10 protein-coding genes are annotated in these 16,984 nt (G+C 54.8%); 5 read left to right on the forward strand and 5 right to left on the reverse strand.

Annotation, left to right across the window (positions count from 1 at the left end; translation table 11 throughout):
* Positions 1-314 precede the first annotated feature (314 nt).
* Together HCU74_RS09615 and HCU74_RS09620 are read left to right on the forward strand one after the other, a co-directional pair.
* Positions 315-2,498 (forward strand): molybdopterin oxidoreductase family protein, encoded by a 2,184-nt coding sequence (locus HCU74_RS09615; RefSeq protein WP_168450224.1) that lies wholly within the window; start codon positions 315-317, stop codon positions 2,496-2,498.
* Positions 2,499-2,567: 69 nt separating this feature from the next.
* Positions 2,568-4,418: a DmsC/YnfH family molybdoenzyme membrane anchor subunit gene (locus tag HCU74_RS09620; RefSeq protein ID WP_168450225.1), complete on the forward strand. Its 1,851-nt coding sequence runs from the start codon at positions 2,568-2,570 to the stop codon at positions 4,416-4,418.
* Between the two features lie 152 nt (positions 4,419-4,570).
* Here HCU74_RS09620 and HCU74_RS09625 read toward each other — a convergent pair whose 3' ends face one another.
* Together HCU74_RS09625 and HCU74_RS09630 are read right to left on the reverse strand one after the other, a co-directional pair.
* On the reverse strand, positions 4,571-6,409 hold the full coding sequence (locus tag HCU74_RS09625) for a bifunctional diguanylate cyclase/phosphodiesterase (protein WP_168450226.1): 1,839 nt from the start codon (positions 6,407-6,409) through the stop codon (positions 4,571-4,573).
* A 90-nt stretch (positions 6,410-6,499) separates the two neighbouring features.
* On the reverse strand, positions 6,500-7,180 hold the full coding sequence (locus HCU74_RS09630) for a DNA-3-methyladenine glycosylase I (RefSeq protein ID WP_168450227.1): 681 nt from the start codon (positions 7,178-7,180) through the stop codon (positions 6,500-6,502).
* Positions 7,181-7,320: 140 nt separating this feature from the next.
* Between HCU74_RS09630 and HCU74_RS09635 the strand changes: the two genes are divergently transcribed.
* The 3 genes from HCU74_RS09635 (at position 7,321) to HCU74_RS09645 (ending at position 12,847) form a co-directional block, all read left to right on the forward strand.
* Positions 7,321-9,033 (forward strand): FAD-binding protein, encoded by a 1,713-nt coding sequence (locus HCU74_RS09635; RefSeq protein ID WP_168450228.1) that lies wholly within the window; start codon positions 7,321-7,323, stop codon positions 9,031-9,033.
* Positions 9,034-9,223: 190 nt separating this feature from the next.
* Positions 9,224-10,117 carry a 1-acylglycerol-3-phosphate O-acyltransferase, YihG family gene (locus tag HCU74_RS09640; RefSeq protein WP_168450229.1) on the forward strand — a complete coding sequence of 298 codons (894 nt, stop codon included), beginning with the start codon at positions 9,224-9,226 and terminating at the stop codon, positions 10,115-10,117.
* 168 nt (positions 10,118-10,285) lie between these two features.
* On the forward strand, positions 10,286-12,847 hold the full coding sequence (locus HCU74_RS09645; RefSeq protein ID WP_168450230.1) for an esterase-like activity of phytase family protein: 2,562 nt from the start codon (positions 10,286-10,288) through the stop codon (positions 12,845-12,847).
* Between the two features lie 227 nt (positions 12,848-13,074).
* On the opposite strand, the gene HCU74_RS09650 is transcribed toward HCU74_RS09645, so the two are convergent.
* Genes HCU74_RS09650 through HCU74_RS09660 form a run of 3 tightly spaced genes read right to left on the reverse strand, consistent with a single transcriptional unit; the run spans position 13,075 to position 16,848 of the window.
* Positions 13,075-13,464 carry a response regulator gene (locus tag HCU74_RS09650; RefSeq protein WP_168450231.1) on the reverse strand — a complete coding sequence of 130 codons (390 nt, stop codon included), beginning with the start codon at positions 13,462-13,464 and terminating at the stop codon, positions 13,075-13,077.
* 1 nt (position 13,465) lies between these two features.
* Entirely contained in the window at positions 13,466-15,313 is a 1,848-nt protein-coding gene (locus HCU74_RS09655) for a CHASE domain-containing protein (RefSeq protein WP_168450232.1), read from the reverse strand.
* A gap of 44 nt (positions 15,314-15,357) precedes the next feature.
* The gene (locus HCU74_RS09660) at positions 15,358-16,848 is read right to left on the reverse strand and encodes an FAD-dependent oxidoreductase (protein WP_168450233.1); all 1,491 of its coding nucleotides are present in this window, start codon (positions 16,846-16,848) and stop codon (positions 15,358-15,360) included.
* Between the last annotated feature and the right edge of the window lie 136 nt (positions 16,849-16,984).

Raw genomic sequence — 16,984 nt, forward strand, 5'->3', positions numbered from 1 at the left:
CAGTGTTCGATTGAACGGCGGGAAAAATCGATAGCTTCCTCATTATAGACTTGTTTTGTGCATAGTCTATGCGGAAGTGTTCGGTAAAAAGACTAGTGGAAGCTACACGTTCGAAATAAATTGCCGCTTTGTAACGGCTGGCGATTGTGGCGTTGCAGCATAATTACAAGGCTATCTTTGGGTGGCATGATTCTTGAATTAATCTGCATGAAAACACGCTAATCAGGTGTTTAATCACCATAGTGGTGCGCATTTTGATCAAGGGTGATTGCGACAGAGCACAACATTGGTGCAAGTTCCCAGGAGACGCTTTAATGATATTTGGCAGGAAAAACCGTAAACCGATCACCATCGCCGACAAGAAGGTCGTCGATTGGAAGTACGCGGTTTGCGGCTACTGTTCAACAGGTTGTTCCATTGAGGTGGGATTGAATGCAGAGGGCAAGCCGGTGGCCAGTCGCGGCAAGGGCAATGCGCCGGTCAATCAGGGCAAGCTATGTATCAAGGGGATTTTTGAGCACGAGCTGAGCACTACCTCTGGTCGCGGAACAGAACCGCTGATGCGCGACAAGATTTACAATGGCTTTACGCCGGTCAGCTGGGATGCCGCTCTTGACCGCACTGCAGCGGAATTCAAGCGTATCCAGGAAAAGTACGGCCGCGACAGTGTGGCGGTGGTGTCGACAGGGCAGTTGCTGACGGAAGAGTTTTATACCCTCGGCAAGCTGGTTCGCGGTGTTATCGGCACCAATAATTACGACGGTAATACCACCCTGTGTATGGCCTCGGCGGTATCGGGCTACAAGCGCTCATTTGGCGCCGACGGCCCGCCCGGCTGCTACGATGACTTTGAAAACACCCACTGCCTGATGGCCTTTGGGTCGAATTTGCCGGAACAACATCCGATCATCTATTGGCGCTTGAAAGAAGCCCTGGAAAAGCGCAAGTTCCCGCTGATCGTGGTGGATCCCCGTGTCACCATGTTCGCCCAATTCGCTGACATCCATTTGCCGATTACTCCGGGCACGGACCTGGTGCTGTTGAATGCACTGGCCCATGTGATTCTCAAGGAAGGCCTGCAGAAACAGGAATATATCGATGCCCACTGCAACGGCTTTGAGGAGCTAAAGGCCACCTGCGAAAAATATGACCCCGTTACCGCCTCGCGCATCTGTGGTATCGACCCCGACACCATCAAGCACGTCGCTCGAATCTACGCCAAGGCGCCCTCGGCGATGAGCATCTGGACCATGGGGATTAACCAGAGCACCCACGGCACAGATGGCGTTTGCGGCATCAACAACCTCAACCTGATTACTGGCAACATCGGTATTCCCGGCGGCACCAGTCTGTCGATCACAGGGCAGTGCAACGCTATGGGCACCCGCGAGTGGTCGTCCTGCTCGGGCCTGCCCGGCTACCGCATGCTGGAAAAGCCGGAACACCGCAAGGAGGTTGCGGAGTTCTGGGGAGTGGATGAGTCCTTCTTTCCGGCGAAACGCGGTCTGCAGCAAACTGATATTTTCCCGGCCATTGAGTCCGGTGAAATCAAGGCACTGTGGATTGTGGCCACTAACCCGCTCACTTCCATGCCCAACCAGCCGCGCATCAAAAAGGCCCTGGAGAAGCTGGAGTTTATGGTGGTGCAGGACGGTTATCAGGATTGTGAAACCGTGAACTACGCCCACGTATACCTGCCTGCGGCGGTGTGGGGCGAAAAAGAGGGCGTTCAAACCAATACCGAGCGTCGGGTGAACCTGGTGCGCAAGTTCACCGAAGCGCCGGGCAACTCAAAGCCGGATCACTGGATATTCAGTGAGTTAGCCAAGCGTTTTGAGGCGGGGCAGAAAATCCGTTTCCCGGAAACGACCTCTGATATTTTTGATGAAATGAAGCAGCTGTCGAAGGGGCAGGGGCGCAACCTGGATATTTCCGGAATGAGCCACGACCTGATCGAAGCCCAGCGGGGCATTCAATGGCCCATGCGAGAAGGGGAAGATACCGGTAACCCACGCCTGTATAGCGACGGCGTTTTCCCAACGCCAAACGGCAAGGCCAATCTGCTGGCGATGGACTACATCGAAGACAACGAAGTGCCCGACGCCAGCTATCCGTTCTGGATGAATAGCGGGCGTGTTGTCGAGCATTTCCACACTCGTACCAAGACCGGCAAAATCGGCAACCTGAACAAGTTCAGCCCGACCCCTTATATGGAAATGAACCCCGACTCCGCCAAGGAGTTTGGGGTAGAACACCAGAAGTATGTGCGTCTGGTGTCGCGCCGGGGCGATGCGGTGGTCATGGTGCAGCTGACCCAGCGGGTGCCCCGCAACATGCTGTTTATTCCCATGCATTACCACGACTGTGTTAACCGCCTGTCGTTGGGCTTGCTCGATCCTTATTCTCGACAACCCGCATTCAAACAGTGCGCGGTACGCATCGAGCACATCGACCAGAAAGAAGCCGCACGGCTAAACGTTGAGCGCCGAGCCTTCTAAAGGTACGGCGAGAGTTTACAAGATTGAAATGTTGCGGCCTGAGTGCCGCCCACAGCAAAGGTTGTAGCTATGTGGAAAGTAAGAGACGACGAACCGCAATATGCATTTTTGAAGGAACCCAATGTTCCTGAGGTGAATTACTACGAGGCGCCGATCGACCTGATCGCCCGTAGCGGCGGCGCCATTCCCGCGGGCCGGGAAATGTTTATCAATGAAGAGCCCGGGGTGGGCACTAACCCTAACCGCAACAAGCAACATGCCTTTCACTTCACTGCGGATAACTGCATCGGTTGTCATGCCTGTGAGGCGGCCTGTAGCGAGAAGAACGATAACCCGGCCCACATCAGCTTCCGCTCGGTGGGTTATGTCGAAGGCGGTACGTATCCCGACTTCAAGCGAATGAATATTTCGATGGCCTGTAACCACTGTGATGATCCGGTGTGCTTGAAGGGCTGTCCGACACGGGCTTACACCAAACATGTGGAGTATGGCGCGGTATTACAAGACCCGGAAACCTGTTTCGGCTGCGGCTATTGCACCTGGGTGTGTCCTTACAATGCTCCTCAGCTCGACCCCATCAAGGGACAGGTGAGCAAGTGCAATATGTGCGTAGACCGCCTGGAAGTGAACCTTAAGCCCGCCTGTGTCTCGGCCTGTTTGGGCAATGCGCTGAACTTTGGCGTGGTTGAAGACCTGCCGGAAAACCGCGAGCAGGGCAAGCTGAGCATTCCCGGTTTTCCTGATCCGGAAATCACCCACCCGAATATTCGTTTCCAGCAAACCAAACAAATGCCGGATGAGGTTACCCGCACAGATGGTATGCCGGTGAAATACCATAAAGGCGACGATGGGCAATATCGCCCGGTAGTCGATCAGAAAAAGGGTGTCGATAAGCGCTGGAGCTTGGGTAAACTCAGCTCTCGGGAAAACCCGCTGGTGATCTTTACCTTGGTTAGCCAGACCTCTATTGGGGCCTTCTTCCTGGCGACGCTGGGTATACTGTTTGGTTTTGAGCCGCTGGTTGCCTTCCGCGAGTCGGTAATGTACGTGCCCTTTGTCGCGGTAACCGTCGCGCTGGCGGGCCTCGGTATGCTGATGTCAGCGACCCACCTTGGCAAGCCCATGCGTTTTTATCGCGGCTTCAACAACCTGCGCCACTCACCGGTGTGTCGCGAAGGTCTTGGCATCTGTTTATATATGGCTTTTGTCGGCTTCCATCTGTTGGCGGTACTGCCGGAAAATGCGGTATTTATCGACTTGATGGGTGATTGGGGGCGGTTCTCCGGGCTGGCCACCGGGCTTGCGATCACTGCGATGATTCCCGGAAGTATCGGCTTGTACTATATGTACCGCTGCTACCGCATTCCTGCACGTCCGTTCTGGAACCATTGGCAAACCGCGACCAGCTTTGTCGGTACGGCGATGGTGCTCGGCGGCCTACTGGCCGGGGTGATGGTGATGGCGACGCTGCTGTGGACCGGCGGCGATGCCAGCGCTGTGGTCGCGTTGACCGGCGCTATGGTGCTGCTGGGCTGTTTGCTGGAAGGGGTTGGCCTGGTGGGTCACGCACGGGATATGAATGTGGGTAACAACGAAGGCAGCGTGTCTCACTACATTCAATGCACCCTGTTTGGCAAAAGCTACCTGTTGCGTAACGCCATACTGGTGGCGAATGCGGCGCTGGCCATTGTGCTAATGACAATCGCCAGCGATGTGGCACTCAGCCTGACAGTGATAGCTCTGCTTCTGGCGACCTCAATGGCGGCAGCGTTGATTGGACGCACACTATTCTATGTATTGGTAATACCTACCACGATGCCGGGTGCATTCTTCTGGAAGAACAAGGATTTCGAAGAACACGCCCGTGAGATCGGGCTGGCGAATATGCCCCAGGTGGGTGTTGTTGCCGACCTGCACTGAGCGGCGAGGGGTAAGCACAACCGTTAGCAGGGTGTTTGTTGCTGAATAGTTCAGGATTATAGGCCAGCCATTCTTTGATGGCTGGCCTATGTTTTTTTCCGGGGGAGAGTCCAGCAGCTGTTGACAGCCACAAGAGGCCGCTTGCTATCGGCTCAGCAGGCAGAATGGTTCATTTGTTTTTCTCTATCGCCACCCGCTGCGATATGAACACCGCCACCACTCAGTCGCTTGGCCTGCTTTTTGGCGTCACTGGCAATGCGACTCACGTCGTCGGCGTTGCGCATTTGTTCACGGTCTGAGTAACAAAGTCCAATAGACAAGGTCATGGTGCGGTAAAACACCGGCCGCCCGCTGCGATCCTTTGACCAGATACCGCCGTGTTGCTGGTCGTCGAGGGCATAGAGGTCTTTGGCGTTCTCGGCAAACCCACAACATATTGCGGAACAGGCGTCTACACAGTCGGTGTTGCGGAAAATCACGATAAAATCGTCGCCGCCAACATGGCCGATAAAATTTTCCGGGGTGGGGGCGTGCTGCTGTAACAGTTTGGCCAGCATTTTTATGGCGCTATCACCTGCACTGTAGCCATAGGCATCGTTAAACGCCTTGAAGTGGTTGATATCGCAGTAGGCGACGGCAAAGTCGCAACCCTGCTCCAGTAACTTGCTGATATGCTCACTGATAGGGACATTGCCGGGAAGCAAGGTCAGTGGGTTGGCATAGCGAGCATTGCGAATTTTCCGGTCGGTAATGCAGCGCAGCAAATCAGTTGTACGTACAACGCCGATGTAGCGACCGTTATTGACAACGATACATTCCTGCACGATATGACTGCTGTGATTTTCGGTGAGCAAGTAGCTGACGTCCTCTATACCCATGGATTGTTCGACTATGGGTATATCTTCATCCATAAACACAGAAACTGTTTTGCGACCGTAGAGCTCTCTGCCGAAGTCACTGCTGTACAACTCGAGCGCCTTACTTCGGCTGATACTCCCCACCGCATTTTGTCCGTCCAGCAGGGTGATGCTGTGAATATCCGGGGATTGCTTGAAATGGCGGATAACGTCGCGGAGTGGGCTGTGCATGCTTACGGCAGGGCAGGGCGTGATTAACGCCGCAATAGATTGCTGGCTTTGGAGGTTTGAGGGTATTTCATCCATTGGGTCAGCATCCTTGCTGCGGGAGCCGCGATTGACGGGTGTGGGTGACTCCCCTGAATTGTCAGACGGCGACGATTGATGATGAAGACGATCAGCGTGATCGTTTTGCCATTGCACACCGGGGTGGTGGAATAAATAGCCCTGCATATAGCGAATGCCAAGTTGTTGCAGGCAGAGCGCTTCGTAAACGGTTTCGATACCCTCCGCAATCAGCGTCGAGTTCATTTCCGTGGCGATGCCAATCAGTCCGGTAAGCATGGCTTGTTTGCCGGGGTTATTATGCACGTCCCGGCATAATTCTCGATCCAGTTTGACGTAGTCAGGACGGAGTTCCAGCCAGCGGAGCAAACTGGAATGGGCCGCGCCAAGGTCGTCGAGGGCAAGGCGTATACCGGCGTTCCGAAGGCGCTGGATAACCGGCGTCAGCTGGTCAGCAGGACAGGCCAGCTCGGTCAATTCTATGACAATATTGTGGCAGTTCAGGGCAGGGAGAGCAGTACACAGCGTGGTTATCCAGTCTGCAAAGCCTGGCTCCAGCAAAACATGGCATTGAAAATTTAAAAACAGCAGACCGTCATCGGCACAAAAGCGTTCGCAGGCCAGCTCAGCGCACACCCTTTCCATTTCGCGATCAACACCGCTCTCAGCGGCGGCGGAAAACAGCTTGTCGGCCCGGTGATAAGGGCCATTCGGGCCGCGGGACAAGGCTTCGTGACCCAGAACACAATGCTGCCGAGTGTCGAAAATAGCCTGGAAGCAAGTGGTGATTTGCCGTTGTGCGACAATAGTGTGTATTGAGTCAGCGGCCTGAGATACAGCTGAAGGCATGGGCGGCTCCCGGACCGAGTGCAAGGATGAAGGTCGGGTATTGTCGCCAAGCAATGTTAAAGAAATGTGACATTGCGCTGGCGATCAACCCTAGCGGGGCCCGGTTGATAACGCCAGAATCATACTCAGCTCGCCCAGACTCCTGCCGCTCTCATCGGCCATGGCATTAAAGGCTTGCTGGATCTTGAGGAGATCGCGCTTGGCCGTGGGTTGGTCACGATCCACAATGCCTTCGGCTTTCAGTGCGACGCAGACATCCCGGCTGAGAATAAAGGTGTCTTTGCCGACAAAACGCAGGAAATACTGACCGCTGGCACCGCCCAGCCGTGATCCTCTTTTCTTTAACATCAGCCAGAGATCGACGATGTCCTGTGCTGGCCACTGGGCCAGAAACTTTCCGAAGCTGCCGTATTCCCGTTGGATATCGAGCACAAACAGCGCATTGTCCTGCACCGCCCGTACCTTGCTCAGATTTCGAATGATCCGCGTATCGGTGGCCATTTGCTCGATATCTTCCGGCGAGCGCGAGGCGACCCAAATCGGCAGAAAATTGTTGAATACCGTTTCAAAGCCGTCCCATTTATTTTCCACTACCCGCCAAACAAAGCCGGCGCGAAAAATACAGGCTGCCATTTCTGCTAAATAGCGGTCGTCTCCCAGAGCCTGTAATTGCCTTGCCGTTTTTGCTTTGGGGAGTTTGTCCTCGACGGCCTCCAGACTGCCGTGCTGGGCAATGGCGCGTTCCAGGTAGCGTGTATATAAGCTGATCATCGTTCACCTGTGATGGATTCATTATCGTTCAGTGGCAGTATACCCTCATGCAGACGGATGATTGGGGCGAGCCAGCGCGCCGTCTAAGATGGTGAACGTATACTGGTTTATTAAATCGCTTCAGTGCTCGGATAATAACGATGACAGACAGAAAATGGGATCACCAGGTTGAGGTTTTAGTCGTAGGCAGCGGCAATGGCGCGATGACAGCCGCGCTGAGCTGTTACGAAATGGGCCTGAAAAACGTACTGCTGGTGGAAAAATCCCATTGGGTGGGGGGCACCAGTGCAACCTCTGGCGGCGGAGTGTGGATTCCCAATAACCGTTATGCCAGGGCCGCCGGTGCCCGGGACAGTTTCGATGAGGCAAAAAAGTACCTGTTGAGCACTACACCTGAAGGAAGTGTGCCGGAGGAATTGGTTGATGCCTATTTGGTCAATGGCCCGAAAATGGTCGATTTTCTCCATGAGCGCAGTGATGTGCGCTACGAAACCCTGGAGCACTACCCGGATTACTACACCAACGTAGAGGGTTCCCGTGCAGGCCATCGCTCTATGGAGCCGGAGCGATTCGATGCGTCACTGCTGGGGGAGGATGTTCGGCGCTTGCGTCCCTCCCACCATATGATGCGTTTGTTTAACAAAATCTATTTCACCCAGGTGGAAGCGGCGCTGTTGGCGGTGCAAGGGCCGGGGTGGATAAAACTCACCCTGAAACTCATGCTGGATTACTACCGGGATATCGGTTGGCTGTTGCGGGGCCATCGCACAAGCCGAAAAGTCTGCACCGGTGCCGCCGGCGTTGCCCGACTGTGGTATTCATTGAAAAAACGCGATATTCCGCTGTGGACGGAGTCTCCCATGCAGCGCCTGATTGAAGAAGACGGCAAGGTGCTGGGGGTGGAAATTCTGAAGGATGGACAGCCCTGTCGTATTCGCGCGGAAAAAGGCGTGGTGCTGGCGGCGGGGGGCTTTGAGCGCAATCAGGCCATGCGCGAGAAATACCTGCCTGCGCCCACGAGCACGGCGTGGAGTGGGGGAGTGGAGTCCAATACCGGCGACGCCATCAACGAGGGTTTACGGCTTGGTGCAGCAACCCGCCTAATGGACGGTGCATGGTGGTGTACCACCATATCGGTGCCGGGTGAGCCTGCGCCGCGTTTGAGTATTATGGAAAAGTCCTTTCCCGGTTCCTGTGTGGTCAATTTGAATGGCGAGCGCTTTGCCAATGAATCACAGAACTATATGGCCTTTCAAAAGGATTTGTACAAGGCCCACAGTGAAGAAACCCCCTGCTCCCCGATGTATCAGGTCTTCGATGCGCGCTTTCGCCGCGACTATATCGTTGGCCCGATGATGACCGCCCAACTGAAGCCGGACTGGACGATTCCCAAGGAGTGGTTCGACACCGGACTAGTGGGTAAGGCCAGTACGATCAGGGAGCTGGCGCAACAACTGGGCATCAATGCTGAAAATCTGGAGCAGACCATAGCGAAAATGAATCGCTATGCTGAAACCGGCAAAGACGAGGATTTTCAACGGGGTGATTCCGCCTATGACCGCTACTACGGCGACCCCCGGTTTAGTCCAAACCCATGCCTGGGCGCTATCAAGGAAGCGCCCTACTATGCGATTCGCGTCGACGCAGGCGATTTTGGCACCCAGGGAGGCTTGGCGACAAACCCCCATGCCCAAGTGCTGAAAGAGAGCGGTGGAGTAATTGAAGGACTGTATGCCGTGGGTAACTGCTCGGCAGCGGTATTGCCGACCTATCCCGGGCCTGGCTCGACCCTCGGACCCGCGATGACCTTTGCTTATCAGGCAGCCAAGCATATGAGCGGCTATCGCGACTGAGGTGGCTCTGCGCCAACGGACCGCGTCGCCGCGGGGATTTACGTGCCACTCCGCCCAGCTTATGCCGCAGAAGTAATCATTCTGTAACCTGAAACGCTCAACTTGGTATACTCTACACTTTTACCGGTGTTCGCCTGTATTCGCGGATTTTTAACGGTGTTTGTTGGGTAAGTAATCTGGGAGTGGGTTCATGTTGTCTTTTTTGCCGCCAGTACTGCGCGGATTGATTGCGGGATTATTGCTGGCTGCAAATACCGTGCTGCTGGCCCCGTTGCTTCTGGCGGTGTCGTTAATGCGTTTCCTGATCCCCCTTGGCGGATGGCAGCGGCTTTGTACCGGCATGGCCATCGGTATCGCTGAGTTCTGGATTTCCGTAAATGCCTTCTGGATGCGCTTGACGCAGAAGATGGAATGGGATGTAGAGGGCGTCGAGCACCTCGATAAAGAGCACTGGTATCTGGTGTTGTCGAATCATCAATCCTGGGCAGATATTTTCATATTACAGTATCTGTTCAATCGCAAGATCCCCATGTTGAAGTTCTTTTTGAAACAGGAACTCATTTGGGTGCCGGTGATTGGTCTGTGCTGGTGGGCGCTGGACTTCCCCTTTATGAAACGCTACAGCAAGGAGTATCTGGCCAAGCACCCGGAAAAGCGCGGGCAGGATTTCGAGAGCACACGACGGGCCTGCGAAAAATTCAAACATACCCCGGTGGCGGTATTTAATTTTCTGGAGGGTACACGCTTTACTGCTGCGAAGCAGGAAGCCCAGCAATCTCCCTATACCTATCTGTTAAAACCCAAGGCCGGGGGAATCGCCTTTGTTCTGGGGGCGATGGGAGAAAGCATGAAAGAGCTGCTGGATGTGACCATCGCCTATCCCGGGCATGTGCAACCCTCCTTTGGCGACTTTTTGTGCGGCCGAGTCTCGTCGGTGACGGTACGTGTACAAACCAAGCCGATACCGACGGAATTTCTCAATCGCGATTACGACCAGGACGAAGCCTTTCGCTACGAGTTCCAACAGTGGGTGAGTGAATTGTGGCGGGAAAAAGACGCCCTGTTGAAAGCCTTGCATCAGTGACAGCTGATTGCCATAACCTGATCCCGTGTTGCGGGTGTGGCACAAGGGTCGCCGCCTTTGCGCGGCTGTCACGCAATTGAAATCCCGATGACATAAATTCGTCCTTAAACTGTCGCATTGCGGCCCTAAGCTCTTGGTCTTCGCCATAGACTAGAGTTGGAGGGTTCAATGAATTTCAGGAAAAAGGCGCTTGCCTGCGGCATCTTGCTGGCATCGACAATGGCAGTGACGGGATGCGGTGGAGACGATGGCCGTAATGGAGTAAATGGCAGTGACGGTGCGGCGGGTGTCGATGGCGCCGCAGGCGCGCAAGGCCCCTCCGGTCTTAACAGTTTGGTCAAGCAAACGTCATTGTTAGCGGGCAACGAGCACTGCTTTGACGGCGGTGTGCGAATAGACTCGGGTATAGACGATAATAATAACGATGCCCTCGACGCTGCTGAAATTGATAACACCACCTATCTGTGTTCGCCAACCAGCCTAAACGACAGCAAACACTTTAACCGTATCGCTAGCTTCCCCGTGTGCCAACAGCTTGATGCCACCTGCGACGTGGATACCGAAACCGCCGCAGAGATTGTCGCCGCCAGTGAAGATGGCCAGACACTGATTTATACCGACAGCCCCGAGAAAACCCTGGGCTTTGTCGATATTACTGACCCCACCAAACCCTCTGCTCTGGGATTGTTGCCCCTGAATGGCGAACCGACATCTGTCGCCGTGAAGGGCGGTTACGCGCTGGTGGGGGTGAACACCTCCGCTGACTTTATCAATGTGTCCGGTGAACTGGCCGTCGTGGATATTGCGACCCGGAGCATTGTGCACACCTTGACCCTTGCGGGTCAGCCCGACTCAGTCGCAGTAAGCCCCGACGGCCAGTACGCGGCAGTCGCTATTGAAAACGAGCGGGATGAGGATCTCGGTGACGGTGCTCCACCACAGCTGCCCGCGGGTAGTCTGGATGTAGTGGCTATTGGCGATGCCGACCCGGCAAATTGGGCGGTGAGCAATGTTGGCATGACGGGATTGGCGGACTTGTATCCCGACGATCCCGAGCCCGAGTATGTCGACATCAATAGCGACAATATTGCGGTGGTAACCCTGCAAGAGAACAACCATATTGTGCTGGTGGACTTGACCAGTGGCGCGGTGGTGACCCACTTCAGCGCCGGCAGTGTGGACCTGGCGCAGATAGACGCTACGGAAGAAGATGCAGCGTTGATTATGCAAACCGAGAGCCAGACCGCTGTGCTGCGAGAGCCCGATGGCGTTAGCTGGCTGTCGGCCGACTATTTTGTCACCGCCAACGAAGGTGACCTCGATGGCGGGAGTCGTGGATTCAGCGTCTTCAGCAAAACCGGTGAAGTGGTTTATGAGGCCGGCCAGTCCCTGGATCATCTGACCGCACGCTTTGGCCATTACCCCGACGCTCGCTCCGGCAACAAGGGCAACGAACCCGAAAATGCTGAATTCGCCGTGTTTGGCAGTGAGCGTTATCTGTTTGTGAATTCCGAGCGTTCGAGCATGGTATTTGTCTACGATGTAGCGGATATGACCAGGCCGGTGTTCAAACAGGCGCTACCCGCCGCATTGGGGCCTGAGGGGGCGCTGGCGATTCCTTCGCGGAATCTGTTGGTGGTGGCGAGTGAGGAAGACAGCCGAGATGACAAATTCCGCTCAGCGTTGAATATCTACCAGTATGAAACGGCTCCGGCCCAGTACCCCACAATCGTGTCTGCCGACCGGGTGGATGGCACGCCGATTTCATGGAGCGCGGTGAGTGGCCTGGCCGCCGACCCTTCGGCCAGCACGCGGGTTTGGGCAGTAGAAGACAGCTTTTACCAGCAAAGCCGTATCTTTGGTCTGGATGTCTCGGCAATGCCAGCTAGTTTACACACGGAAATTCGAGTGAAGGACAGCAATGGCGTGTTGGCGGCAACCCCGGCGGCTCCGCTAGCGGATTCCAGTGTCGACGATGATCATGCCAGCCGGGTGGGCGTGTTTGATGTGGCAGATCGGGCCGCCATGATCAACGACGACAACACCGTAAACCTCGACCTTGAAGGCATCGCGGTTGCCAGCGATGGTGGATTCTGGCTGGTGTCAGAGGGTGCGGGGACCATCGGCGATGCGGGTCGTCCCATCAACAGTCTGAATTTCCTGCTGAAAACCGATGCCGGCGGCGTGATTGAGCAGGTTATCCGCCTGGATGATGCCGTTAATGACATGCAGCTACGCTTCGGCTTCGAGGGCGTGGCCGAGCAGGATGGCAATGTGTATGTCGCATTTCAACGAGCGTGGGGGACAGACCCCAATCCACGGCTGGGTATTTATAATCTGGCGACTTCCACCTGGAGCTATGTGTTTTATCCCCTTGATGCGGTCGCGTCCCAGAATGGCGGCTGGGTTGGGCTTTCTGACCTTACCGCCGTGGGTAATGGCCGCTTGCTGGTGGTTGAGCGGGACAACCAAAGCGGCCCTGACGCGGCTATCAAACGCTTGTATCAGGTGGACGTGAGTGCAGCTGCGCCGAATACCACTATCAGCAAAACGCTGGTGCGCGACCTGATGCCGGATTTAATGGCCAGCGGGGGGCTTGTGCCTGAGAAGATCGAGGGCTCCGCAGTGCTCAAGAACGGCAATGTACTGGTGGTCAACGACAACGATGGCGTAGACGACAACAGTGGCGAAACCCAGCTGCTGAACCTAGGTGATATCCTGCCTAACTGAGCGCGAGCTAAACGCGCAGAGTAAACGGTGGTCCGCGCCGCCGTTTGAATAAGTCTGAAGCGCGACAGTGCAATGCTGTTGCGCTTTTTTATTTTCGATAATTGGTCTTCAGCGAAATCCAGTCCATTTCGAATCTTCGTGGCATTTTTAACAACACATGTATTTAACGCAAAATTACCGAGTTTTCGTTCAGAAAACGTAAGAAAACGCAAATAGAAAAATGCCGCCTACAATAAAGCGGCATTCTGAATAAATTTTTCCGTGGTGAGCGGCTTGCTGATATAGCCGCTTATCAGCGGGTGGGTTTCGGCTCTAGCCCTATCCTGGGGGTTGACCGAGGTGGATAGCATAAAGATTTTCGATTTCCGTTGCTCAACACTGATGCAACGCTTGTAGTGTTCCAGAAATTCCCAACCATCGACCGATGGAATATTAATATCGAGGAAAATAATATCCGGCATCGCCGCACGACCTTCGGTCGCGTCAATGAGCCTGTCGAGGGCGGAGAGGGATGAAGTACAGGATTCGACGGTGCCGCAAAGCTCGGATTTTTCGATACTGTAGGTATGGAAATAGTTGTCCGCGTCGCTGTCGTCGATGAGGAGTACAGATAACACACTAAGCTCCCTTGTTGATTGCCTTGGGGATGGTGAAATAAAAACAGCTGCCTTCCCCTACGGTGGAGTCCAGCCAGATATCACCGCCAAACAGGGTGGTGATTTTTCTGCAGCTGGACAACCCGATGCCGCTGCCGGGAATCTCTTCGTTGCGGTGCAACCTGCGGAAAATGAAAAATATACGTTCGAAGTTTTCCGGCGAGATGCCTATGCCATTGTCGCGAATGGAAAAGGTCCAGTTACTGCTGGACTGTTTCGCCGCAATTTCGATTTTACAGGTGGAATCTTCCCGTGAAAACTTCAATGCGTTGGCTATCAGGTTTTGAAACAACTGCCGAAGCTGCGAGCGGCCAGCAACAATAACAGGAAGAGGGCTAACGACAACCTTGGCATTTTTTTCGCGGATCAGCTCGGATAAATCTGCCAGAACACCGTCTACTACGTCATCGCAGTCAATGCTTTCCCATTCAATTTCCTGAGAAATACGGCTGTAGTCCATCAAACCTGTAAGCAGGTTTTGCATGCGATTGGTGGCTTCGCTGATAAAAAATACCGCCGACCGGACATGTTCTTTCTCATTATCCGCCAGTGATTCCTTGAGCATACCGCTGAAATTGCTGACCGAGCGCAGGGGCTCCTGCAAATCGTGCGATGCGATAAAGGCAAACTGTTCCAGCTCCTGATTGCTTCGCTCAAGCAGCTTCACAGTATCCCGCAGCTCGTCAGTGCGTTTTGTGGCCCGAGCAACCATGCGTTTGGCGAAAGATAGGCTCCGCCGCTGAGCGCGGCTAAGTAACAGGAACAGGGAAAGCAGCATAATGTCGAGTACTATGCCGCATATCAGGATCAGTTGCGGTTGCGATTCGGAAAAATCTGCCCAGAAAGCCTTGCTCTCCCAGGTTTCCAGCACCCAGTCGCGGCCATAAAGTGACAGGGTATGGCGTCCACTCAGCCTGGGCTGATAGCTTTTGTTCTCGCTGTCGGCGCTTTCGTCATACAGTGTTTGCTGCTGGTCGAGTATTCGAAAATGAATATTCCTGCGGGACTTTTGCAGTGTACCTCGCATCAGCTTTTCAACGACAAACGGGGCGTAAACCAGTCCGCTAAAGGCTTCGCGGCGTTCCTCGACGGAAGTCGCTGGCCCCGAGTAATAGGGCGCGTAGAACAGGAAGCCCGGCTTTTTTTGCGAGTCCTGAACGAGAATGATGGGGCCGGTGATCTGGGCGGTAGCGCTGTCACGGGATTTCAGTGCGGCGGTCAGGCGATTGTTTTCGTGGGCAACATCCAGTCCGACCGCCGCTGCATTGCCTTTAACAGGAATGATGTAGCTGATGGGAAGCAGCACATTCTGGTCGTGGCTGGGATGAATCTGAAAGTCAGGTCGCTCGGTTCTTTGCAGCGCTAAATATTGCTGGCGTTGTTGTGGCGCGACTTGGTGGATGACGCCTATGCCGTTAATGCCGGGGTATTTTTCGCCAATATGCAGGGCTTCTGCAAAGGTTTGCCAGTCGGCAAAGCTGATATCGCCGCCGTGGGAGTGGATGGCGGCGACACCAGACCACAGTGCGTCTTCGTATTTCTGCAGACGCTCCTTTACCAGGGCCGCGATCTGCTCGCCCTGCTGGGTAAAGCGGTTGTCCATTTTTTCCTGAAGCTGTCGGCTGGAATACTGCCAAACCGAAAGGGTGAGCACGAGGGAAAATGCGAGTACCAGCCAATGGAACCAGTGCAGCCGACCCGCACGTTCAAGGGCTTTTTCCTCCGCTAGAAGGTCGGGATCGGCATTGTTATTGTCGTCAACGGGCATCGTTGTCCAGTTTCGGCCGGTAAAGTAATCAGAATACTGCACTAGTTCGTGCTTGAGTGTAAGCGATTTTACCTAGCCCTGCCTGATCAACGTCGCACCGCAGCACTGCGCCCTGCTACACGTCCGAAATAGGTTGCGTCACCCACCGACATACCGCTGGCGTAACCTGATGCGGTGCGGGGGATACCTGCCGTCGTCCGGCCAGCGGCGTACAGCCCCGGTATGGGCTGTCGATTGAAATCCAGTACTTCGCCGGTTGGTTTGCTGTCCAGACCGCCGAGGGTAAAGAAGGGGTAGAAGGGGCCGCGCCCGACGGTGCAATCCAGAGCGACATAGGGTGCCTTTATCGGTCGTAGCCACGCAGCAGATTTATGGTAGTAAGGATCCTCGCCGTTCTTCGCATGCTTGTTGTAGGTGCTCAGTGACCATTGCAGGCTGCCTGCCGGCAGGGCCAGCTCCTTTTCCAGTTCTTCAATGGTATCGCCGGTTCCCGCCACCTGGGCGCCGAGATAGCTGAGTTTTTCGTAGTCACCGTAGCCGTCGACGTCGGTAATCAGATAGATCCGCTGAGAGGTTTTTTGCGCCATTAAGGCGTTGTAGCCAACGCGCCCGTGGTAGCAGTCTTCGTTGATAAAACGCTGACCCTTGTCATTCACCAAAATCCCGTAGGTAAGGGAGGAAGGGGGGTAATAGGGCAGACTGACAAAACAGGAATCCATATTGATGGCCGCGCCGCCAACGCTCATACCCATCTGAATTCCGGCGCCGGTATCACCGGGATTACCAATGGGCACAAGTCCTTCGGCAAAATCCGGGGCGTAGGTGCGCAGCATGTCCTCGTTCATGCAGAATCCGCCGGCGCACAGCACCACCCCTTTGGCGGCGCGCACGGTGTGCTCGCGTTGGTCGATACGCACCACCACCCCTTCAACAGCGCCGTCGTCGTTGATAATCAAACGCAGGGCGCGACTGTCGTAATGCACGTTGATGTCACGCTGTTCCACTGCGGCGGTGAGTAGCTTCATCAGCAAGGGACCGCCATTGTCACCTTCGATTTGCAGATTGTGCCCCCGTGGCACCGGTGTGGCCGCGTCGGGAAAGGGGTGAGCCTTTTCGTTACCGGTATACAACAGGCAGTCGTCGGTCAACGCCATGATTGCGCGTTCCTTCAGCTCCGACATTTTGAAGGGCACCCCGTGCCGTTGTAGCCATTGGTAGTGATCGGTACTGTTTTCGCAGTAGTGACGCATCTTGTCTTCATCGGCCCGGTTACCAAAGCAGGCACGAAGGTAGTTGAGCATATTTTCGGTGCTGTCCTGGTAGCCGCAGGCCTGCTGTACCGGTGTGCCGCCATTGCCGCCCATATAAATCTCGGCGCTGGACAGTGCGGTTGAGCCGCCGCTGGCGCTGGCGAGTTCAAATATAGCAACCCTTGCTCCGGCGTCGGCGGCTTCGATCGCCGCGCAGGCTCCCGCGCCACCGAAGCCGACAATGGCGACATCGGTGTCGATGTCCCAATGTTCAATATCCCGGCTGAGTATTGGCTTGAAGGCGCTGCTGTGACTGGGGTTAGACATGGTTAAAGCCCATTGTTGGTGGCGATATTATGAATTGTTTGGAGAATTTTAAGGTCTGACCAGGGAGCCGGCTATGATAGGAACGGATTAGATTCGTCAGTACAGCCCAGAAAGGGCAAGGCAAAAAAAGGGCCAC

Origin of the sequence: Spongiibacter thalassae (assembly GCF_012272835.1) — a bacterium.
GTDB lineage: Bacteria > Pseudomonadota > Gammaproteobacteria > Pseudomonadales > Spongiibacteraceae > Spongiibacter > Spongiibacter thalassae.